19 protein-coding genes are annotated in these 20,548 nt (G+C 56.0%); 9 read left to right on the top strand and 10 right to left on the bottom strand.

The annotated features are described in order from the left end of the window. Positions 1-44 precede the first annotated feature (44 nt). Positions 45-1,229, top strand: coding sequence for a benzoate/H(+) symporter BenE family transporter (locus H650_RS01730; RefSeq protein WP_016495973.1), 1,185 nt, complete (start codon positions 45-47; stop codon positions 1,227-1,229). Here the strand turns inward: H650_RS01730 and H650_RS01725 are convergent. Further along, positions 1,212-2,081 carry a helix-turn-helix transcriptional regulator gene (locus tag H650_RS01725; RefSeq protein ID WP_016495972.1) on the bottom strand — a complete coding sequence of 290 codons (870 nt, stop codon included), beginning with the start codon at positions 2,079-2,081 and terminating at the stop codon, positions 1,212-1,214. The genes H650_RS01730 and H650_RS01725 overlap by 18 nt on opposite strands. Before the next feature lie 173 nt (positions 2,082-2,254). On the opposite strand from H650_RS01725, the gene H650_RS01720 reads away from it, so the two are divergent. Continuing rightward, positions 2,255-3,169, top strand: a complete 915-nt coding sequence (locus H650_RS01720; RefSeq protein WP_016495971.1) for a DMT family transporter — start codon at positions 2,255-2,257, stop codon at positions 3,167-3,169. Here the strand turns inward: H650_RS01720 and H650_RS01715 are convergent. Both H650_RS01715 and H650_RS01710 read right to left on the bottom strand, forming a co-directional pair. Further along, a complete protein-coding gene (locus H650_RS01715) occupies positions 3,156-3,824 on the bottom strand; it encodes a DUF3313 domain-containing protein (protein WP_016495970.1) in 669 nt (222 codons plus the stop codon). The genes H650_RS01720 and H650_RS01715 overlap by 14 nt on opposite strands. Positions 3,825-3,991: 167 nt before the next feature. Continuing rightward, positions 3,992-5,587, bottom strand: a complete 1,596-nt coding sequence (locus H650_RS01710; RefSeq protein WP_016495969.1) for an ABC transporter substrate-binding protein — start codon at positions 5,585-5,587, stop codon at positions 3,992-3,994. A gap of 106 nt (positions 5,588-5,693) precedes the next feature. On the opposite strand from H650_RS01710, the gene pepT reads away from it, so the two are divergent. After that, complete coding sequence (pepT, locus tag H650_RS01705; protein ID WP_016495968.1) at positions 5,694-6,923, top strand: peptidase T; 1,230 nt, start codon at positions 5,694-5,696, stop codon at positions 6,921-6,923. Between the two features lie 258 nt (positions 6,924-7,181). On the opposite strand, the gene tehB is transcribed toward pepT, so the two are convergent. Further along, positions 7,182-7,778, bottom strand: coding sequence for a tellurite resistance methyltransferase TehB (gene tehB / locus H650_RS01700; protein ID WP_016495967.1), 597 nt, complete (start codon positions 7,776-7,778; stop codon positions 7,182-7,184). A 125-nt stretch (positions 7,779-7,903) separates the two neighbouring features. On the opposite strand from tehB, the gene ydcK reads away from it, so the two are divergent. The 5 genes from ydcK (at position 7,904) to H650_RS01675 (ending at position 12,095) form a co-directional block, all read left to right on the top strand. Continuing rightward, on the top strand, positions 7,904-8,884 hold the full coding sequence (ydcK, locus tag H650_RS01695) for a YdcK family protein (RefSeq protein ID WP_189660088.1): 981 nt from the start codon (positions 7,904-7,906) through the stop codon (positions 8,882-8,884). A 363-nt stretch (positions 8,885-9,247) separates the two neighbouring features. Then, complete coding sequence (locus tag H650_RS01690) at positions 9,248-10,303, top strand: catalase family peroxidase (protein ID WP_016495965.1); 1,056 nt, start codon at positions 9,248-9,250, stop codon at positions 10,301-10,303. After that, entirely contained in the window at positions 10,300-10,836 is a 537-nt protein-coding gene (locus H650_RS01685; protein ID WP_016495964.1) for a cytochrome b, read from the top strand. The genes H650_RS01690 and H650_RS01685 overlap by 4 nt, the downstream gene beginning before the upstream one ends. A gap of 9 nt (positions 10,837-10,845) precedes the next feature. Next, positions 10,846-11,352 carry an RNA polymerase sigma factor gene (locus H650_RS01680; protein WP_016495963.1) on the top strand — a complete coding sequence of 169 codons (507 nt, stop codon included), beginning with the start codon at positions 10,846-10,848 and terminating at the stop codon, positions 11,350-11,352. Then, entirely contained in the window at positions 11,349-12,095 is a 747-nt protein-coding gene (locus H650_RS01675) for an anti-sigma factor family protein (RefSeq protein WP_016495962.1), read from the top strand. The genes H650_RS01680 and H650_RS01675 overlap by 4 nt, the downstream gene beginning before the upstream one ends. Positions 12,096-12,100: 5 nt before the next feature. Here H650_RS01675 and rimL read toward each other — a convergent pair whose 3' ends face one another. The 4 genes from rimL to H650_RS01655 all read right to left on the bottom strand — a co-directional run bounded on the left by rimL (position 12,101) and on the right by H650_RS01655 (position 16,577). Next, positions 12,101-12,643 (bottom strand): 50S ribosomal protein L7/L12-serine acetyltransferase, encoded by a 543-nt coding sequence (rimL, locus tag H650_RS01670; RefSeq protein ID WP_016495961.1) that lies wholly within the window; start codon positions 12,641-12,643, stop codon positions 12,101-12,103. Between the two features lie 45 nt (positions 12,644-12,688). After that, a complete protein-coding gene (locus H650_RS01665) occupies positions 12,689-14,344 on the bottom strand; it encodes a glucan biosynthesis protein D (protein ID WP_044489646.1) in 1,656 nt (551 codons plus the stop codon). Between the two features lie 271 nt (positions 14,345-14,615). Then, complete coding sequence (locus H650_RS01660; protein WP_097406822.1) at positions 14,616-15,395, bottom strand: ABC transporter substrate-binding protein; 780 nt, start codon at positions 15,393-15,395, stop codon at positions 14,616-14,618. Positions 15,396-15,407: 12 nt separating this feature from the next. After that, positions 15,408-16,577, bottom strand: a complete 1,170-nt coding sequence (locus H650_RS01655) for a pyridoxal phosphate-dependent aminotransferase (RefSeq protein ID WP_016495958.1) — start codon at positions 16,575-16,577, stop codon at positions 15,408-15,410. A 111-nt stretch (positions 16,578-16,688) separates the two neighbouring features. On the opposite strand from H650_RS01655, the gene H650_RS01650 reads away from it, so the two are divergent. After that, on the top strand, positions 16,689-17,540 hold the full coding sequence (locus H650_RS01650) for a LysR family transcriptional regulator (protein ID WP_016495957.1): 852 nt from the start codon (positions 16,689-16,691) through the stop codon (positions 17,538-17,540). Here H650_RS01650 and H650_RS01645 read toward each other — a convergent pair. Both H650_RS01645 and hglS read right to left on the bottom strand, forming a co-directional pair. After that, a complete protein-coding gene (locus tag H650_RS01645; RefSeq protein WP_016495956.1) occupies positions 17,527-19,035 on the bottom strand; it encodes a carboxylesterase/lipase family protein in 1,509 nt (502 codons plus the stop codon). The genes H650_RS01650 and H650_RS01645 overlap by 14 nt on opposite strands. A gap of 42 nt (positions 19,036-19,077) precedes the next feature. Further along, positions 19,078-20,421, bottom strand: coding sequence for a 2-oxoadipate dioxygenase/decarboxylase HglS (gene hglS, locus H650_RS01640; protein ID WP_016495955.1), 1,344 nt, complete (start codon positions 20,419-20,421; stop codon positions 19,078-19,080). Between the last annotated feature and the right edge of the window lie 127 nt (positions 20,422-20,548).

The following is a 20,548-nucleotide window of genomic DNA, read 5'->3' as shown; positions in this document are numbered from 1 at the left end:
CAGTGATATTTTATGCGGATGCTATAACGCACAAGGATTATTTCATGTCGCACGCCACCTTTACTCGCGCGTCTGCCCTGCCTTTTTCCAGCCTGCTGGCTGGCTTTGTCGCGGTGCTGGTCGGTTATGCCAGCTCCGCCGCCATTATCTGGCAAGCGGCATCGGCGGCGGGCGCAACTGCCACGCAAATCGCCGGCTGGATGACCGCGCTCGGTCTGGGTATGGGCATCAGCACGCTGGTGTTAAGTCTTTGGTATCGCATGCCGGTGCTTACGGCCTGGTCAACACCAGGCGCCGCGCTGCTGGCGACCAGCTTACAAGGGGTTTCACTGAATGAAGTGGTGGGCGTATTTATCTTTGCCAATGCATTAATTGTCCTGTGTGGCATTACCGGGCTGTTCGCCAGGCTGATGAAAATCATTCCCCACACGCTGGCCGCGGCCATGCTGGCGGGCATTTTGCTGCGCTTCGGTTTGCAGGCGTTTAGCAATATTCAGGGGCATTTCGTCTTGTGTGGCAGCATGCTGCTGGCCTGGCTTATCTGCAAAGCGCTGGTACCGCGCTATGCCATTGTCGCCACACTTCTGGTCGGGGGGCTGGTGGCGTGGCTAAGCGGTGACGTTGTCACGCAAAAAATCACTATCGCGGTCGTTGCCCCGACTTATATCGCGCCGGAATTCCACTGGTCCTCGCTGGTGAGCATCGGTATACCCTTCTTTCTGGTGACAATGGCCTCACAGAATGCGCCCGGTTTTGCCACGATGCAGGCGGCGGGATACCACGTGCCGGTTTCACCGTTGATTATTTTTACCGGCGCGCTGGCACTGCTGTTCTCGCCGTTTGGTGTCTATTCCATTTGTATTGCCGCCATCACGGCGGCGATTTGCCAGAGTCCGGATGCTCACCCGCAGGCGGAAAAGCGCTGGCTGGCCGCGGCGGCAGCCGGGGTGTTTTACCTGCTAGCCGGTCTGTTTGGCGGCTCGATAACCTCGCTGCTCACCGCCTTGCCATTAAGCTGGATCCAGACGCTGGCAGGGCTGGCACTGCTGGGCACGATGAGCGGCAGCCTGCACCAGGCGCTGATCACCGAACGCGATCGCGATGCCGCGATGGTCACCTTTCTGGTTACCGCAAGCGGCGTCACGCTGCTGGGGATTGGGTCTGCATTCTGGGGCTTAGCGATCGGCGGGATCTGCTACAGCGCATTACGCTTAGCGCGACGCGCGTAACTGCGAGGGCGTAATGCCTTTCGCCGCTTTGAAGCGGTTACTGAAGTGGCTGGCCGAGTTAAAACCGCAGGCCAGCGCAATGGTGGTCAGCGGCTGAACGCTATGAAGCAGCAGATCTTTCGCCCGCGCCATGCGCCGTTGCATCACGAACTGGTGCGGCGCCACGCCCATTGACTGGCGGAACATGCGGGCAAAATGGTATTCGCTCAGCGCGGCCTGCGCGGCCAGATCCGCCAGCAGCAGCGGTTCTGCCAGATGCGCATCGATATACTCCAGCACCGTGCGAAGCACCACGGGCGCTAAGCCGCCCGTTACGGTCGGCAGTTGCCACTGCACGTTGCTGTAGTGCTGCACAAGGTGCGTCAGTAACAGCGTCGATGCGGTACTCAGCGTTAACTGGTTGGCGTTTTGCTGCCAGTCGCAACCGAGCAAAAACTGGCGATAAAGCGCGGTGATACGCGCATCCTGGGAGAATGTTTTCTCATCCAGCGTGAACGATGCCGGGCTGCGATCCCACACCTGCTCACCCACTTCACGCAGGTGCTCATCGGTGCAGTAAAGGTGGACAAAAGACAACGTATCGCGGATATCCCACACCGATTCGCTCTCTTTCGGCATCAGGCAAAAGCGATCCGGCCCGCCGCCATTTTTCCAGCCGTAGGCGGTTTTGTGATAGCTCTCATAGCCGTCGGCAACGTACAAACTCAGGGTATGGTGATTGCAATATTGGGTGATGTTGTCGCGTTTGTTCGACCAGGCCGCCAGTTGAATGCCAGAGTGCAGCGCCACCGAGTTGTGCAATACGGCGTTGTGTTTACTCAAGTTTTCAAAGGCTTCGTAGTGTTCAGACATTCACGGAAATTATCATAAATTCACCAGAACCCCAGTCTATGAATAGCTGGCGGCGGATACCAGCGTTGTGTAAAGAAAAGCGCAAGAATATGCAAGTCCGGCGCAAACCGGTGCAATCGCCTGCGTTGCGGTTTTGCCACACTCAGCATTCGTTTTACGCACTGGAACTCAATATGAACGCATTGCTGTACGGTTTGGTGGTGGTTATCTGGGGGACAACCTGGATTGCGATTTTTCTACAACAAGGGCCGGTCGCCGCGCCGGTGTCGATCTTCTGGCGCTTTGCACTGGCCACAGTGGCAATGATGCTGGTACTGCTGGCACAGCGTAAGTTGCGCGCCCTGCCGCTGCGCGATCATCTGTTTTGCCTGCTCCAGGGCTGCTGCGTGTTTGGTTTTAACTTCTGGTGCTTCTATACCGCTGCGGCGTGGATCAGCACCGGGCTGGAGTCGGTGATCTTCTCGATGGCGGTGTTATTTAACGCGGTAAACAGCTATCTCTTTTTTGGTCAAAAGCCACCGGCGCGCTTTTTTGTCGCGGCGCTCCTCGGCCTGACGGGGATTGTGACGCTGTTTTGGCAGGATCTGGTCACCAGCGGCTGGAGCATAACGTTACTGATGGGGATTGGCCTGTCGGCGCTGGGCACGCTGGGTTTCTCGTTTGGCAATATGATAAGCCTCCGCCATCAGCGCAAAGGGCTGGAAACCATCACCACCAACAGTTGGGCGATGCTTTATGGAACGTTAATTATGGGAGCGATTGGCCTGCTGCGCGGTGACGATTTCACCCCGCAATGGACGGCCAGTTACCTTGGCGCGCTGGTCTACCTGGCGCTGTTCGGATCGGTGATTGGCTTTGGCGCGTATTTTACGCTGGTCGGGCGCATTGGCCCCAGCAAAGCGGCTTACAGCACCCTGCTGTTTCCGCTGGTTGCGCTGACGGTTTCGACGTTTTTCGAGGGCTATATCTGGCATTTCAATGGCGTTGCCGGGTTACTGCTGATCCTTACCGGCAATCTGGTGATGTTTGCCCGCCCGGAAACCTGGCTGGGCGGGCGCGGAACACGGCGAAAAGCTAACGCTTGCTGATATCAAACATCGTCGCGTCGGTCGCCATATCGTCAATAACTTGTTTCAGAGAGTCGACGGTGACCGGCGCATTTTCGTTATTCACATCTTTCCCTTGTCCCTGGCGCACCACTTTCAGCACCGGCGCATTGGTCTGCGCATCAATTAGCTCGCCTTCAAAATAGAGGTGCGTGTTCATCGTGCGATGACCGGTTGCCATCTGCGTTCCCGCCACGACCATGGCCACCGGCACCACTTCATAGAACTGTAACCCCTGTTTGCTGGCATCCACGCCGGTTATCGCCCCGCGGAAAATCAGGCTGTGCTGGCCTGGCGATGTCACCAGCGGTTTACGCGCGGCGGCGGCAGCTTTCAACTTGCTGTTGGTGTAGTTGAGAACGCCATCCAGCACCTGTTGATTTACCTGGCTGGTAGGTTTCGCCAGCGGATAATAGACCACCGGGTGATAGACAATACTGTCGTATTTCGCCGGATCAAAACCCGGTGCCACCCAGCGAAGTACCGGTTTACCGGTGGCGGAAGTGGTTTCCTGCAGCCCTGAATAATCTTTTAGAAACCCGGAGTATTTTTCCGGTTGCGTCACTTTTGACGCGCAGCCTGATAACGCCAGCAGGCCGGAAAAGACGGCAACGCTAACCAATGCATGAGTACGCATGAGGATGTCCCTGTGAGTGCGGAATTGCTCTTAAGGTATAGCAAACGCAGCGGCGTTTTGTGGGGGGAAAAACGGCAGCGTTGACAACGCCGATACCCTCAAGGTTAACGCGCAGAGAAATGGACGAGCAAACCGCTAACGTACAGGGTTCGCTCGCCCATTGATGGCTATTTCTTCAGATCGACTTGCCAGAAAATATGTTTGCCAAACGGGTCGATTTCGTAGCCCTGCACCTCTTTGCGTACCGGTTCGAAAATCGTTGAGTGGGCAATCATCACCGCCGGCATTTGATCATGCATCATCTGCTGCGCCTCTTTATACAGCGCGACGCGTTTTTCATGATCGGTCGTGGCTTTCGCTTCGGCGATAATTTTGTCAAATGGCGCGTAACACCATTTCGCCGAGTTAGAGCCGCCATTGGCTGAGGTACAGGTAAACAGCGGGCCAAAGAAGTTATCCGGATCGCCGGTGGCGGTAGTCCAGCCCATCAAGGCTGCCTGGTGTTCGCCGCCCTTCACCCGTTTCAGGTATTCGCCCCACTCATAAGTGACGATTTTGGTCTGCACGCCCACTTTCGCCCAGTCCGCCTGGATCATCTCGGCCATCCGTTTGGCGTTCGGGTTATAGGGGCGTTGCACCGGCATGGCCCATAAATCGATGGTTGTTCCCGGCGCAAATCCGGCCTCTTTCAGCAGCGCTTTGGCTTTTTCCGGATCGTAGTCGTAATCCTTCAGTTCGCTATCCGCGCTCCAGACGCCCGGCGGCAGCAGGTTTTTCGCTGCGGTGCCCGTTCCCTGGAACACGGCCTGAATGATCGCCGGTTTGTTGATCGCCATCGCCAGCGCCTGGCGCACTTTGACATTATCCAGCGGCGCTTTTTGCGTATTGAATGACAGGAACCCGGTGTTTAACCCGGCTTTGCTCATCAGCGTGATGTCTTTATTCTCTTTCAGGCGCGGTAAATCGGCCGGATTGGGGAATGGCATGACCTGGCACTCGTTCTTCTCCAGTTTTGCCACCCGCACGGACGCATCCGGCGTGATGCTGAAGACCAGACGATCAATTTTGGCTTTGCCCTGCCAGTAGCCGTCGAACGCGGTAAACAGAATGCGCGAATCTTTCTGGTACTGCGCCAGGCGGAACGGACCGGTGCCAATCGGATCCATATCGACACGTTCCGGGGTTCCTGCCTTTAACATCGCATCGGCGTATTCCGCTGAGAGGATCGACGCAAAATACCAGCCAAGATCGGCGACAAACGGCGCTTCCGGGTGCGCCAGCGTAAAGCGCACCGTATGGTCGTCGAGTTTATCAATCGCGGTGATCAGCGAACCGAACTCCAGGCTTTCAAAGTTCGAGTAAGTGCCGTTAGAGACATTGTGATAGGGATTACTGGCGTCTTTTTGCCGCATAAACGAGAAGATCACATCATCGGCATTGAAGTCGCGCGTTGGCGTGAAGTATTTATTGCTCTGGAATTTCACCCCCTTGCGCAGATGGAAGGTGTAAATCTTGCCGTCTTCACTGACATCCCAGCTTTCCGCGAGGCTGGGTTGCAGTTGCGTGGTGCCCACTTTGAAATCCACCAGCCGGTTGTAGACCGGCACCGCGCTGGCATCCACGCTGGTGCCCGAGGTATAGAGTTGTGGGTTGAAGTTTTCCGGCGAGCCTTCCGAGCAATAGACCAGCGTTTTCGCCGCCACAGAAGAACTCACTATCATCGCGGCCAACGCCAGAGCAAGTGTTGTCGGTTTGCTAATCATAGTTTTTCCTGTTGTTTTATTGTAAAGGCTTGTTGTTTGCCCTCTCATAAATAACATTAAAGTGAATTTGCAAACACCTGATAATTCGAATAAAGAAGGAATCACTATGACGTCGTCGCTCTCCAGTCAATTAACGCATCGCTTCTTTCGCTATCTCAGCATCACCAGCCAAAGCGATCCGGCGGCCACCACTTTACCCACCACCGTCGGGCAGTTTGATATGGCGCGTGAACTGGCTAATGAGTTGAAAACACTGGGTCTTGAAGAGATCATTATTGACGATCACGCGACCGTCACCGCCGTCAAAAAAGGCAATGTTCCCGGTGCGCCGCGCATTGGTTTTATCACCCATATCGACACCGTGGACGTCGGTTTATCCCCGCATATTCATCCACAGATCCTGCGCTTTGAGGGGCAAGATCTCTGCCTGAACCGCGCGCAGGATATCTGGCTGCGCGTTGATGAGCATCCGGAGATCCTCGCTTATCCGAATGAGGAGATAATCTTCAGTGACGGCACCAGCGTACTCGGTGCGGATAACAAAGCCGCGGTTACCGTGGTGATGACGCTGCTGGAAAACCTGACGCCAGAACAGCGTCACGGCGATATCGTGGTGGCCTTTGTACCCGATGAAGAAGTGGGCCTGCGTGGCGCGAAGGCGCTGGATTTAGCGCGTTTTGATGTTGATTTTGCCTGGACAATCGACTGCTGCGAACTGGGCGAAATCGTTTACGAGAACTTTAACGCCGCCAGCGCGCAAATTCAGTTTACCGGGGTGACCGCGCACCCGATGTCGGCGAAAGGCGTGCTGGTGAACCCGCTGTTAATGGCAATGGATTACATCAGCCACTTTGATCGTCAACAAACGCCGGAGCACACGGAAGGACGCGAAGGTTATATCTGGTTTAACGGTATCAATGCCGTGCAGAGCTACGCGACGCTGAACGCCAACATTCGTGATTTCGACAGCGAGAGTTTTGCTAAACGCAAACAGCAAATCGCCGATGTTGCGGCAAAAATTGCGGCTCAGTATCCCACCGCGAAAGTAGAGTACAGCATCAGCGATACCTACAGCAATATCAGCAACGCGATTGGCGAAGATCGCCGGGCGATTGATTTACTGTTCACAGCCATGGAATCACTGGGTATCACGCCAAAACCGACCCCGATGCGCGGCGGCACCGACGGTGCGGCGCTTTCTGCTAAAGGTTTGCTGACGCCAAATTTCTTCACCGGCGCGCATAACTTCCACTCGCGTTTTGAGTTCCTGCCGCTACGCGCTTTCGAAGCCTCTTATAACGTTGCGCTGCAGCTCTGCCTGCTGGCGGCGCGTTAAAACAGACCGGGGATGGCGTTGGAACGGCATTCACCCCGTAATGATAGTCCGATCTAACCTGCCGGATGGCCTTGTAATCCGGCATTTGCTACCCATGTGATGGCAATTTATCCCCGTCATCCTTCAACCCTTTGCAGGAGGCATTTACCCGGCGAATAGCGGGAAGTGGCGCAGTAGAGATTGAAAGAGAAATACGGAGGGCTGGCAGTAAAAACCGGAGGCCAGCTTCCGGCGCTTTTACTGCCGCAGCAGGATAAGTTACGCGGATTTGCGTGCCAGCATCGTGGCGAAACGTAATTTGATGCGGTTACCGTTGGCATCGGTGCGGTGAAGTTCACCCACCTCTTCGTTGTATTTCAGCAGTTCCCAACCGACGTAGTAATCGCGCAACTCCCCCTCTTTAAAAGCAAACGGGAAGCCGACCGTGCACGGGAAATCTGCCGTGTCCATTGCCGCGACAATCAGGTTATAGCCGCCGGGTTTGGTGCAGCGCTGCATATTGGCAATCAGCCTTGGGATGGTTTTCGCTTCCAGAAACATCAGCACTACGGTCGAGAGAATAAAATCGTACTCGCCGTCAAAACTGAGATGGTTGAGATCAACCGCCTCAATATGTAAGTTTTCCAGCCCTTCTGTTTCACGAATATTTTGTAAGTTGCTCAGACTGTTCGGGTTTTTATCCCACGCGGTGACATCAAAACCCCGGTTGGCGAGAAACAGACTGTTGCGGCCATTACCGCAGCCGAGATCCAGCGCTTTACCCGGCTGGACATAATTCATGGCGTTAAGCACTTCCGAATGGGTCGGGGTCATGCTGTATTTTTCAGTAAAGTAGTTATCAGTGCGGGTGGTCATGCTGTTCCTCAATACGTCGCGAATTTATAAGTTGTATTTTTTGTGCATTTTATTGCTTTCGCTGGCGGATAGCCAGCGGCGTAAAATTTGCTACGTTTAACTCAGGCAGATGGGGGAAATGTAGCATGAATAAGTATCGGCTCAGTGATGAGCAACGGACAATGCATTACCAGATTGGCGGCGAGAAGCGATCCGTCGCCCTGCGCCAGATTATTGCCCTGCGCGATTTCAACGATGTTGTGGCGGGCAGCGCCGGTGGCTGGGTCGATAATGAAAACGTGCTCGATCAGCAAGGAAACTGCTGGATTTACGATGAAAACAGCATGGTTTTTCTTGGCAGCGCAGTGCGTGGCAATGCGCGGATCACCCAGCCGTGCGTGATTTGCCACGATGTCATAATTGCGGATAACGCCTGGGTTGACGGCAGTGAGATAAGCCACGGCGCGCAATTAAGTGACAACGTCACCGTTCAGGCCTCTACGGTGCGCGGTGGATGTCATTTACGCGGCGATGCGCGCATTCTCAGCGGCTGCGACATCATTGCCGCGAAAGGTTTAACGCTGGATAACGAACAGATTTTGCAGATTTACGATCGCGCCACCGTCAGCCATTCGCGCGTGGTGCATCAGGCGCAAATTTATGGCGATGCCATCGTCAATTACGCCTTTATTGAACACCGCGCCGAAGTCTTTGATTTCGCCCTGCTCGAAGGCAACGAGCTCAATGATGTCTGGGTGTGCGACTGCGCCAAAGTGTATGGCGCCGCACGCGTGGTCGCCGGGACGCTTGACGATGAGATCCCGACCATTCGCTACAGCTCGCAGGTAGCCGAAAACGCCGTCGTTGAAGGCAACTGTATTTTAAAACACCACGTGCTGGTAGGCGGTCGCGCCTGGCTACGCGGCGGGCCATTGCAGCTGGATGAAAAAGTGGTGATTCAGGGCAATGCGCGCATTCACGGTAATGTGCTGATCGAGCATCAGATTGAAATTTACGGCGATGCGGTCGTCGAGGCGCAGGAAGGCGAAAGCATTCTGTTACGCGGGCCGAAAGTGATTAACGACACGCAGCACATTACCCGCACGCCGCTGGTTGGCTCTTTGTAAGGCGCTTGTCTGTTATCAAAGCCGACGTCGTTTATCCGCGACTTTTCATATTGTTGCAGGTGGTTTATGAGGCACCCGGCGGAGAAAACGCCCCCCCTGACCTGTTCACTTTCCTCCTGCCAGGCTGCGGAATTTTCGCTTCAACAACCTTTGCGCAGTTTTTGTAAACCGTAGCGGCCGTCACCCGGCTGGCGGCAAAGACGGCACCTTTGCCACGCACTTTGCGACGAGACATCCCTGATAACACCGGGCCTGCAACGAACACTCTGTTGCAGGCTTTTTTCATAAAAATTTTTTTCTTTCGTGTGGAATAAACCCGCCGTTGCTTCGTCTTATCCGCTCATGATTAGCAGGTGAGCGACTATGACAAACACTCCTTTTACGACCGGCCAGATCCTTGCACGCCTTGCGGCAATCGCATTTGTTCCGCTGGTGTTGATTGTGCTGTTTCTGTGGGGCGGAGGCTGGTTAACTCCTGCGCGCCTGAGCGCAGATAAACTGGTTAATGTCTTACAACAAGCGGGCGGCGAGCATCCGGGCTATCGGCGAAATCACGCCAAAGGGCTCTGCGTTACGGGCAGTTTTATCTCTAACGGTAATGCCAGCACGCTATCGCGCGCCTCGGTATTTGCTGTCGGAGAAACGCCAGTAACCGGGCGTTTTGCCATCGCCGGAGGAAACCCCGCCGCGCCGGATTATGCTGTGCCTGTGCGCAGTCTGGCGCTGGCGTTTCAGTTAGCAAACGGTGAACAGTGGCGCACCGGCATGAACGCAATGCCCTTCTTCCCGGTCTCCACTGTTGAGCAATTCTATGAATTACAGGTTGCCTCGCTGCCCGATGCGGCAACCGGCAAACCGGATGCCGGGAAATTCAAAGCCTTCGTGCAAAACAACCCGGAGGTCGCGCCGTTTCTGGCATGGGCAAAACAGAATGTGCCTTCGTCGAGCTGGGCCAGCGATCGGTTTAACAGCCTGAACGCATTCCGGTTTATGGATAAAGCAGATGTCGCGCATCTGGTGCGCTGGAGCATGGTGCCACACACCGATTATCAGCCCATCAGCGCCGACGAAAAGCGTGATAAAAATTTCCTGCAAACGGATCTCAAACAGCGTCTGGCGCAGGGGCCACTGAAATGGGATCTGCTGATCACCGTCGCCCAGCCGGGTGATGATGGCAGCAATGCGGCGAAAGTCTGGCCGGCCGACCGGCAAACCATCAACGCCGGAACGCTGGTTCTCACCCGGGCAACCGAACAGCAAAACGGGCCATGCAATGACATCAATTACGATCCGCTGATCCTGCCGGATGGCATTGCCGCCTCCGACGATCCGTTACTCAATGCGCGTTCTGCGGCTTATGCTAAATCTTACAATGCGCGCACCCGTGAACAATCCGCCCAGGCTGGAGCTCATTTATGAAACAGGTTGCCTATTTCCACCCGGCGCTACGCGTGCTGCACTGGTTAATGGCGGCGGCGATCATCGCGATGCTATTTATTGGCGTCGTGATGGTTTCCACCGTCTCATCCCTGCACAGTCTACTGGTGTCGATCCATAAACCACTGGGTTTGATGATTTTTGTGCTGGTGCTGGTTCGTCTGTGGCTGCGGTTTTATACTGCCACGCCGGCGTTACCGGCGACGCTTGCGGGCTGGCAACGCGCCATGGCGCATCTTTCACACTGGGCGCTCTATGCCATGATGCTTGCGCAACCGCTGATTGGCTGGGGAATGCTCTCGGCAGCGGGCTATCCGGTGACTGTCGCCGGTTGGGTGTTACCGCCCGTCCTGCCGGTGAATAATGATACTTACGCGCTACTGCGGCCACTGCATTCCCTGGTGGCGCTGGCGCTGTTCGCAACGGTGATGCTGCATCTGGCCGCCGCACTGTTTCATGCCCTCGTGCTCCGCGATGGCGTTTTTGAAAGTATGTCGGGAACCCGCAAGCGATGAAGGCAAGCTATGCAACTGACTGATGATGAGATTCGTCAGGTGATGCCACATTTGCAACGCTTTGCGCTGTGGCTAACCCGCAACCCGCACAGCGCGGAAGATTTGGTGCAAAGCTGCCTGATGAAAGCGCTGACGCGTAGCCCAAATAGTGATGGCGAACGGAGCCTGCGCGCCTGGCTGTTCGCCATTCTTTACCGTCAATTTATTGACGGCGAGCGGCGTAAGCGGCGGTATATGAAAATCCTCGCCTTTTTCACCGGCGAGGAGGCCACCGGCGCGTCAACCGAGTCACTGGCCATGGCGGATGATACGCTGGCAGTGTTCGCCACGCTGCCGACCGATTATCGTGCCATTCTGTTGCTGGTGAGCATTGAAGGGCTGAGTTATAAAGAAGTCGCCCAAACGCTCGATATCCCGACCGGCACCGTGATGTCGCGCCTGTCGCGCGCACGTAAATTGCTACATGAGAAATTAGACGGTACGGCAGCGCCGCTGCCGCTGAGGAGACTGAAATGACGTTGCCACCGGATGAACACGATCTGCATGCCTGGATGGATGGCGAAACCGATGAGGCGACCTCAGCGCGTATCGAGCGCTATCTGGCAGAAAACCCCGATGCCGCCGCGCAGGTTGCAGGCTGGCGGCGTGACGCGCAACAACTCCGCCAGGCCATGAGCCAGCAAACTATCGCCCTGGAAAAACCGGAGCCACACTATTTACGCCGCCAGGTACGCCAGCAGCGACAGTGGAAACTGGCCACCGCGTTCGCGCTGGTACTGGCGTTAAGCGTGGGCGGTTATACGGGCTGGGAGCTGAAAGAGTCGCAGATGTTAATGACTCATCAGCCGATGGAGGACGCGGTTCAGGCTTATAAACTTTTTGATAATGCCGCCGTCACGCCAATGGATGTGGTGGCAAGCCAGCAAACCGAACTCACCCGCTGGGTCGCCCGGTATTTTATTAACGGTAACCAGCCGCCGAATCTCGAACAGTATGGTTTCACCTTATCCGGTGCGCGGCTTATCGCCACCGCGCAAGGCCCGGCGGCGCTGATTATGTATCAGGACAGGAACGGAACGCGGGTCGGCTGGTATATCCGCCCGTTAAGCCCGGTCAAACTCCCTCACGGGGAACGCGAGGCCGAAGATGTAATGGCCCAGTACTGGAGTGATGATCACTACAACTACGCGCTGGTCACACCGATGAACTCACCGGCGGTAAACGGCCTGCGCAAAGCGGTGTCGCAGGCCACCAGTTAGCGCGATCAGGCCTTATCGACGATCTTCGCCCAGATATTCTGATCGTCGTAGCTGCCGTTGAGAAATTCTGCCTGTTTAAGGCAGCCTTCGAGCGTAAAGCCGTTGCGCCCGGCAACCTGATTGCTGGCATGATTCGCCACCCGGCATTTGATGACAAAGCGGCGGATATCGCCGCGGCGGGCATAAAAATCGATCATTGCCTGCATGGCCTGAGACAATATCCCCTGCCGCTGGCACTCTTCATCCAGCCAGTAGCCGATATAAGCCGTTTTGTTTAACGGCTCAATCGCGTTAAACGCCAGCACGCCCACCAGCACATCGTCGCGCACAATCATGAACATTTTGGCGTAGCCGCGCTGGTGCAACAGTATATTGCTCTGCACGGTTTTACGGGTGTCATCAACGGACGTGACCGACTGCGGCCAGTTGAGAAACTGCTGTAGCCAGTCGCGGTTTTTGACAATTAACTGGTGCAGATCGTGCACAAACCGCTCGTCGGCGGCATGCAGCGTGAGATGGTCATTCACCGGTATAAGGGTATCGTCCATTGCGGCTCCATAAAGCATTCGCCCCCTGACGGGGGCGAAGTGGGTTTAGCGCATGACGCGGTCATCAACGTAGTTACGTTTGTCTGGCGCGGGCGGGAAGTATTGATAAAGCCAGGTTTCGCTGATGGCGTCACCCTGGCAGCGCAGGAACAGACGCATGTCTACCGGATCGGTGGAATCATTGGTCGGATACCAGTCGAACAGAATGCGATAACCGTCAAACGGTTCGACATAGAGGATCTCAACCTGTTTCGCTTCCCCGTTTGAAAGCGTGATCACCGGTTCAATGCCTTTCGGCGCGGCCGCTTTCAGGTCACCGCCAACAAAATCAATGGCGAAACGACGCGCCCATTTATCCGGATAGTGTTCGCCCGGCGCCCAGCCTTCCGGGAAACCGCCCATGCCGGTACGGGTGGCGTAAACGCGGGCCAGTGGAGAACGCACCGGCGGCATCGCGCTCCAGTACAAGCGGTACTGGAAGGCAAAATCATCGCCCGCTTTGACCGGTTTTTCCGGCTGCCAGAAGCAGACAATGTTATCCAGCGTTTCGCCGGTGGTCGGGATCTCCATCAGGCTGACCGCCCCTTTGCCCCACTTGTTACGCGGCTCCACCCACAGACTCGGGCGTTTGTTGTACCAGCCCATCACATCCTGGTAGTGGGAGAAATCACGATCGAGTTGCAGCAGACCGAACCCTTTCGGGTTTTCATCCTGATAAGCGTTGAACTGCAATTTTTGCGGGTTGTTCAGCGGGCGGCAGATCCACTCGCCGTTCCCGCGCCACATCGCCAGACGATCGGAGTCGTGGATTTGCGGATGAATGGTATCGCAGACGCGGCGTTCGTTATTACCGCAGCTGAACATACTGGTCATCGGCGCGATACCCAGTTGCTTAATGTCTTTGCGCGCATACAGGCGGTTATCGACATCCATGATCACCTGGCTCTCTTCGCAGTGGATCACGAACTTATACGCGCCGGTAATACTCGGGCTATCGAGCAGCGCATAAACGGTAAAGGTGGTGTCGGCGGGTTTTGCCGTCTCAAACCAGAAGGCGGTGAAATCCGGGAACTCTTCCGGCGTATCGGTAAAGGTATCAATCGCCACGCCGCGTGCGGAAAGACCGTACTGGAAGGTGCTGTCTACCGCGCGGAAATAACTTGCGCCAAGGAACGAGACGATATCGCGGCGCGCCAGTTCAGGCGCTTTAAACGCGCGGAAACCGGCGAAACCAAGATCGCTTTGCCCTTCCAGCTGTTTGGTATCGACGCCCGCGTCGTGGTAGTTAAACAGCTCCGGGCGGAAGTGAATTTCACGCGCCTGGTGCGTCTCCTGGTCGAGGGAGAACATGCGAACGCGGCGGCGAAATCCCATGCCGACGTGGAAAAACTGCACGTCCAGCAGGCGGCCATCAACATTGTTCCACAGCGAGTGCTGCGCATCGTACTGAATGCTGTTGTAAGCCTGCGGCGTCAGGTTCGCCAGCGTATTGGGAAGCGCTTTAGGCGCGCCGCCCCACTGCTGTTGCGCCAGATCGTGCGCCATGGACTGCAGCACGGAAAAATCAAAACGGCGGCTCTGGCCATCGGCGATGTCCGTTTCCGCCGCGAACGCCGCGCGGGAAAAGAGCGATGCAACACCGGTGGTGCCGTAAGTTGCGGCAAGGGCCATGGATGCTTGAATAAATCGTCTGCGGTTCATGCCTGGTAACACGTCCTTCTGGTCGTCAAATGGCATTTCGCGATGGCGCGAAACAGCGGCAAAAGCGTTCATTAATGAACGCATCACTCTAGACAAAATTCATTGAGAATCCAATTGTTGGCTGCCGAATATATGAACGAAACATGAAATATTTTCTGTCGATAAGAGCATCCCGAAAGCGGCGTAAAGATCTGTATAACGGCAGGGGTTTGCGGCGGAAATAAAAAAGCGCCTGCCGGACATCAACGGCAGGCGCCAGAGTGGTAATGCTTTATTGTGCGCTGACACTAACATCAATGCCGGGGAAGTACTTCTCCGCCAGTTTTTTGATGGTGCCATCAGCGCGGATTTTATCGATGGCGGCATCAAGTTGCTTTTTGGTGGCCTCATCACCTTTACGCAGCCCGAAACCGATACCACTGCCGAGGATCGTATCGTCCGATACCGGTTTGCCAATAAAGCCAAACCCTTTCCCCTGCGGCTTGCTGAGGAAACCTGCCTGTCCCGCCGCCGACATCACCAGTGAGGCGTCAATGCGACCGTTCAGCAAATCTCCCCACGCCATATTCTGATCTTTATACGACACCACCGTGACACCGTGCTTTTCCCAGTGCTCTTTGGCGTAGGTTTCCTGAATTGATCCCTGCAACACGCCAATGGTTTTGCCTTTCAGCCCCTCGGCGGTCGCTTCCATGCCGTCGCCACTTTTGCCGACCAGTTGTGATGGAATGCGATAAATCGGCTGGGTGAAATCGATGCTTTTACGCCGCTGTTCGGTAATGTTCATCGCCGAGTTGATGGCATCAAATTTCTTGGCAGTCAGCCCTGGGATCAAGGCGTCAAACGAGGTTTCCACCCAGCTACATTTCAGTTGCGCCGCTTTGCAGACAGCGTTCCCCAGTTCGATATCAAAACCTTCCAGTTCGCCTGACGCGTTGCGGCTTTCAAACGGCGGATATTCCGCTTCCACGCCGTAACGCAGCGCGTTTTCGGCAAACGAGGAGAATGAGCAGAGCAAACCCATGCCCAGACAGAGTGCTTTAAATTTCATCATTAACGCTCCTTAGCGTGGCTTAACACGACACAGGGCCTGCGCGCCTGCTCTTAATGTTGCCTCGTCTTTCGCAAAAGAGAGGCGGATCAACTTGTTATCTGTACCATCGGTATAAAACGCCGACAACGGAATGGTGGCGACCCCGCAGTCAATAATCAGCCTTTTTACCATCTCACTGTCGCTTTCATCGCTGAAGTGGCTGTAATCCGCCAGCAGGAAAAACGATCCCGCGCTGGGTAGTAAACGAAACGGCGACTCAGCGAGCAAGGTTTGCAGCAGGTCGCGCTTACGCTGGTAAAACGCCGCCAGCGACAGCCAACCCTGCGGGTCACGCATATGATCGGCAAAGGCATGCTGCATGGGGGTATCGGCGGAAAACATCAAAAACTGGTGTACTTTGCAGATCTCATCCATCAGTTCCGCAGGCGCAACGCAGTATCCCACGCGCCAGCCCGTCACATGATAGGTCTTGCCAAACGACGAGATAATCACGCTGCGCTCCGCCAGTTGCGGATGGGTTGCCATGCCGTGATGCGGCTCGCCGTCGAATACCACATGTTCGTAAACTTCATCGGAGAGGATCACAATATCGGTGTGCCGGGTGATCGCCGCCAGTTGCTCAAGATCGGCGCGGGAAAACACCTGCCCGCTGGGGTTGTGCGGCGTGTTCACGATAATCATGCGCGTGCGCGGTGTGATTGCCGCGCGCACTTCGTTCCAGTTCACCGCGAAATCCGGCACCGTCAGTTTGATGGCTACAGGCGTTGCCCCCTGCAAACGGACAATGGGCGCGTAGCTGTCGAACGAGGGTTCAAAGTAAATCACTTCATCACCCGGATGCACCAGCCCGCTGATAGCCGAGTACAACCCTTCGCTGGCGCTGGCGGTGATAAGAATTTCACTGTCTACGTCGTAATCCGTGCGGTACAGCTCGCTGATTTTCTGCGCAATCCGCTCTTTTAACGGGCGCAGACCGGTCATTGATGCGTACTGGTTATGATTGGCCTGCATGGCGCGCGTCACCCCGGCAATCAGCTGCGGATCGCAAGGAAAGTTGGGCGCGCCCTGAGAAAGATTTATCGCATTATGTTCGGCGGAAAGCTGGCCGATAACGGTAAAAATGGTGGTGCCGACATCGGGTAATTTGGAGCGAGTTTTCACCGGGGTACGCAGAGTCATGCCTGATCCTTTCACATAAAAAGTGCATAACCATTCAAACTAAACCCCGTTGAGCCGACAACCGAATTGTTGTCATAATAGCCATGAATAAATTGCATAGCTGGAGTTGTCATGTCGCCCCGATCTTTGCCGCTCAATGCCATCGACGCTTTTCTGATCACCGCCCGCCATCTTAATTTGACACACGCAGCAAAAGAGTTGTGCCTGACACAGGGCGCGGTTAGCCGCAAAATCGCCGCGCTGGAAAACTGGTTCGGCTTTCCGCTGTTTGAGCGCCACGCGCGCGGTTTACACCTGTCGCCGCAGGGCAGCGCCCTGTTACCGGAACTGCGCGGTGCGTATGAACAACTGGTAGCGGTCGCCTTTCAGGCGCGCTCGCAACAAACGGTGGTGCGCCTGAAAGCGCCGACCTGTGCGATTCGCTGGCTGGTACCGCGGCTGGTGAATCTGGAACAACGTTCCCCGGAATTACAGGTGGCATTGACGACTACCACCGATCACACCATTAACTTCAAAACAGAACCTTATGACGCGGCGATTGTGTTTGGCACCCAATTAAGCGCCGGGGATCTGCTGTTTGAGGAGGCGCTAACGCCGGTGATTAGCCACGCGCTGGCGCAGCGCAATGCGCTGGAAACCGCCACGTTATTACATCCGACGCGGGACAAAACCGACTGGTCGCTGTGGCTGGCAAGACAAAGCGCTTTTCAGCCCGTCATGAGTAAAAATCAACACTTCGACACCATGGATTTAGCCATTACCGCCGCCATTCAGGGGCTGGGGATGGCCATCGCCGATGAGACGCTGGTAGCCGAAGATATCGAGGCCGGACGCTTGCTGCGCCCATTTTCGCAGAGTGTCAGAACCGGTGCCAGTTACCGCCTGGTGCTGCGGGAAACGGAGAATAAAGCCGCCGGGCTGGCGGCATTCAGAGAGGGGTTACTGAGTGCTAATCAAGCTTGACATGGTGGCGCATAACCCGGCGAAAGAAGCTCAGACGGGCACGCATAAAGCGGTTAACCAGGCGAAATCCTGCATGTTTATTCAATCCCATGCGTAACAACCGATCGCGACCGCGCACGCATGCCAGCCAGTTGACCGGGCCGGGTAACGCTTCTGTACGGCGACTGGCCTGGGCGGCAAAACGGACCCAGTAATCGGCAATATGCGCGGCAAAGGCGAGATCGCGCGGGTTGACATAATGGCAGGACGGCTCCGAAAGCATAAGATTGTCGAATACATACGGCACTTCATTACCGTGCCACGCGCCGTTGATATAGGTGTCGTGTGCCGCTTCGGCAACATAATCAAACCAGTAACGCCAGCAGGGTTGCCCGACACGCTGCTGAGCCTGCATCACCACCAGGCCAAGCGTGGTAAAGGCCATATCGCGGCACACCTGGCGACCCAGTTCCGCATCCCCTTTCACCCCCGGATAAAGCAGGCGGATAAGCCCCAGTCCGAGCCGCTGTTCGCGGCGCATCTTTTCGATTTGCCCGGCGAGATCGACGCCAAACTCGGCCATCACGCTGGCTTCATCACTGTTCGACCCGATAATGACCGGCATCGGGTGTTGTCGACCGGCGAAAAAGGTATCGAGCATCGATTCCGGTAACACGCAGTCACCCGCGATGGGCGCAGGCGCAATTTTCAATGGCGCTTCCAGCGGCCAGAAGGCTTCTGCCGGCAGCGCGCGCAGCTGCCCGGCACTGGCATTTTCCAGGCCAAAATGTGCGGCAATCGCTTCACCTTTTGCCAGCGCCGCTTCGCGCGGCGTATCCGGCAAGGTATAACTGCTCTGAATAATGGCTTTGTGAAACAACCCTTCAGCCAGCGGCGAGGCCATCAGCGCCATCACGCTACGCGCACCCGCCGATTCGCCAAACAGCGTCACATTTACCGCATCACCCCCGAAAGCAGCAATATTCTCCTGTACCCAACGCAGCGCGGCTATCTGATCAAGCAAGCCAAAGTTGTAGACACGTTCACCGCTCTCCTGCTCAAGCGCCGGATGGGCGAAAAAGCCAAGATGGCCAAGGCGATAATTGATCGTCACCAGCACGACGCCGCGTGCCGCAAGCGCTTTTCCGTCATACGGCGGCAACCCGCCGGAGCCGATAGTAAACCCGCCGCCGTGCAGCCAGACCATCACCGGCAGCGGTTTTGTCCGCGAAGCCGGTGACCAGATATTCAGATAGAGACAATCTTCGGAGAAACGCCCCGGATCGCCGCCGCCGACCTGCTGGCAGTAATCACTGTTTTGCCAGCTGGCGGCGGAAAACGTGTCGGCGATGCGCACCCCCTGCCAGGGTTGCGGTGGCTGTGGCGCGCGCCAGCGCAGCGCACCAGTGGGCGGCGCGGCAAAGGGAATACCGCGCCAGACATGAAAGGCGTCTTCACTGCATCCCAGCACACTGCCCTGGCGGGTGTGTGCCAGCGGCGTTAATGGATTTTCCATAACAATATCCAGAAATAACTGATTTCTGGCAGATTACCTGTTTTACAGCAGACCGCAACGCCGTTTGCTGCGCGCTTCGGCTTCCGCATAGAGTGTGAATTCATCGAACACCGGGCAACCCAGCGCGGCCTCAAACTGCGCCTGGCTGGCGTTGCCATGGCTACGCGCCTGGGTTTCGTTGCCGAGGTTAGACTGGAAGATCCCCGCCGCGCTGACCGGCAGAAAATCCTCATAGGTAATGGGTTGCGCCACCACCCAGCCGCGCTCGATCAGCGGCTGCGGATCGTCGCCGGGATGAATCGCCTGCCGGTGCGCTTCGCCCGTTGGCGTCAGGCGATAGCGGAACCACGCCAGCCCCTGCTTGCGCAGCAGCATTTCGCTGTCAGGGAAGGCTTTAAACACCTCCTGCAAATGCAACTGGTGCGTCAGGTTATCTTTGCCGGTTCCGGCGCTGGTCAGCAGTTGATCATAGAGTGCGCGCCCTTTCTGCGTTAACGCGATGCCGCGCTGTTCGATTTCGCCAAAACGCGCGGTATGCGTGCCCTGGTGCTCACCGTTAAACAGCACCGGTTCATCCAGCGCTTTGAAACTGGTCTGGCGCAGCAAAATCGGCACATCGCGACGCGGTGGCCCTTCAATGAGGATTTTCGGTTCTATGCCGTACTCCGGCATCAGCGCCTGAACACGGTCAATATCCAGCGTGCGTGGCGTTAAGTGATTGATATGGCAGCCAGGGAAACAGACCACATCGGCAATCAGGCGGTGCTCATCATGCAGCGCCTGATAGGTTTGCGCATCCACCGTGGCATGGCGGTGCCAGCGGAACGTTTCCAGCGCTTCCTCAACAAAGGCTTTGGCTTGCTGCGGGGTAAAACCGCCATTCAGTTCATGCAGCTCAATCAGCTGGCGGCATGCCGGGGTGAATATGTCACGCTTTGCCAGAATGGCGGCGGCTTTATCACGCAGCGTGTCGTTCTCGATAAGCTCCAGGCGCAGCAGCGAGGTAAAAATACGAAACGGGTTACGCGCCAGCGCCGCGTCTTCGATCGGGCGAAAGGCGGTGGAGTGCACCGGAACGCCCGCCTGCGAGAGATCGTAATAGCTGACCGGAAACATCCCCATAATGGCAAACATGCGCCGCAAAGTAGAAAGCTCCTCGGCCGTCCCTACCCTGATGGCGCCGTGACGCTCGACATTGAGCCGCGCTAATTCATCGGCGTTGGCCAGTTGTTCATGCAGACGCGGGTTGTTCTCCAGCACCGCCAGATTCACATCCGCGACCAGCTCCAGCAGCGTGCCGTATTGTGGAACTTCCTGCTGATACATGGCTGACATCGCCTGTGAAAATTGTTCCCGAATCTCATCAGCCGTGATGCTGTACGCCATAGTGTAATCCCTCCAGTGTGTTCTCTCTGGAGTGTAGAGAAGCCTTTTTACGTGCGTGATGGGAAATTTACAAAGTGTGATCGTGGCAGAAAACGCGCGTGCGCCGCGCGGTAACGAGCATAACGAA

This window comes from Enterobacter sp. R4-368 (assembly GCF_000410515.1).
Classification (GTDB): domain Bacteria; phylum Pseudomonadota; class Gammaproteobacteria; order Enterobacterales; family Enterobacteriaceae; genus Kosakonia.
The sequence above is the reverse complement of the archived record's forward strand: the minus strand, read 5'-3'. Positions and strand labels throughout refer to the sequence as shown.

Bases quoted from the DNA above. Each gene is read 5' to 3' on its own strand.
- H650_RS01730 (WP_016495973.1), top strand. From the start codon at position 45: ATGTCGCACGCCACCTTTACTCGCGCGTCTGCCCTGCCTTTTTCCAGC.
- H650_RS01725 (WP_016495972.1), bottom strand. From the start codon at position 2,081: ATGTCTGAACACTACGAAGCCTTTGAAAACTTGAGTAAACACAACGCC.
- H650_RS01720 (WP_016495971.1), top strand. From the start codon at position 2,255: ATGAACGCATTGCTGTACGGTTTGGTGGTGGTTATCTGGGGGACAACC.
- H650_RS01715 (WP_016495970.1), bottom strand. From the start codon at position 3,824: ATGCGTACTCATGCATTGGTTAGCGTTGCCGTCTTTTCCGGCCTGCTG.
- H650_RS01710 (WP_016495969.1), bottom strand. From the start codon at position 5,587: ATGATTAGCAAACCGACAACACTTGCTCTGGCGTTGGCCGCGATGATA.
- pepT (WP_016495968.1), top strand. From the start codon at position 5,694: ATGACGTCGTCGCTCTCCAGTCAATTAACGCATCGCTTCTTTCGCTAT.
- tehB (WP_016495967.1), bottom strand. From the start codon at position 7,778: ATGACCACCCGCACTGATAACTACTTTACTGAAAAATACAGCATGACC.
- ydcK (WP_189660088.1), top strand. From the start codon at position 7,904: ATGAATAAGTATCGGCTCAGTGATGAGCAACGGACAATGCATTACCAG.
- H650_RS01690 (WP_016495965.1), top strand. From the start codon at position 9,248: ATGACAAACACTCCTTTTACGACCGGCCAGATCCTTGCACGCCTTGCG.
- H650_RS01685 (WP_016495964.1), top strand. From the start codon at position 10,300: ATGAAACAGGTTGCCTATTTCCACCCGGCGCTACGCGTGCTGCACTGG.
- H650_RS01680 (WP_016495963.1), top strand. From the start codon at position 10,846: ATGCAACTGACTGATGATGAGATTCGTCAGGTGATGCCACATTTGCAA.
- H650_RS01675 (WP_016495962.1), top strand. From the start codon at position 11,349: ATGACGTTGCCACCGGATGAACACGATCTGCATGCCTGGATGGATGGC.
- rimL (WP_016495961.1), bottom strand. From the start codon at position 12,643: ATGGACGATACCCTTATACCGGTGAATGACCATCTCACGCTGCATGCC.
- H650_RS01665 (WP_044489646.1), bottom strand. From the start codon at position 14,344: ATGAACCGCAGACGATTTATTCAAGCATCCATGGCCCTTGCCGCAACT.
- H650_RS01660 (WP_097406822.1), bottom strand. From the start codon at position 15,395: ATGAAATTTAAAGCACTCTGTCTGGGCATGGGTTTGCTCTGCTCATTC.
- H650_RS01655 (WP_016495958.1), bottom strand. From the start codon at position 16,577: ATGACTCTGCGTACCCCGGTGAAAACTCGCTCCAAATTACCCGATGTC.
- H650_RS01650 (WP_016495957.1), top strand. From the start codon at position 16,689: ATGTCGCCCCGATCTTTGCCGCTCAATGCCATCGACGCTTTTCTGATC.
- H650_RS01645 (WP_016495956.1), bottom strand. From the start codon at position 19,035: ATGGAAAATCCATTAACGCCGCTGGCACACACCCGCCAGGGCAGTGTG.
- hglS (WP_016495955.1), bottom strand. From the start codon at position 20,421: ATGGCGTACAGCATCACGGCTGATGAGATTCGGGAACAATTTTCACAG.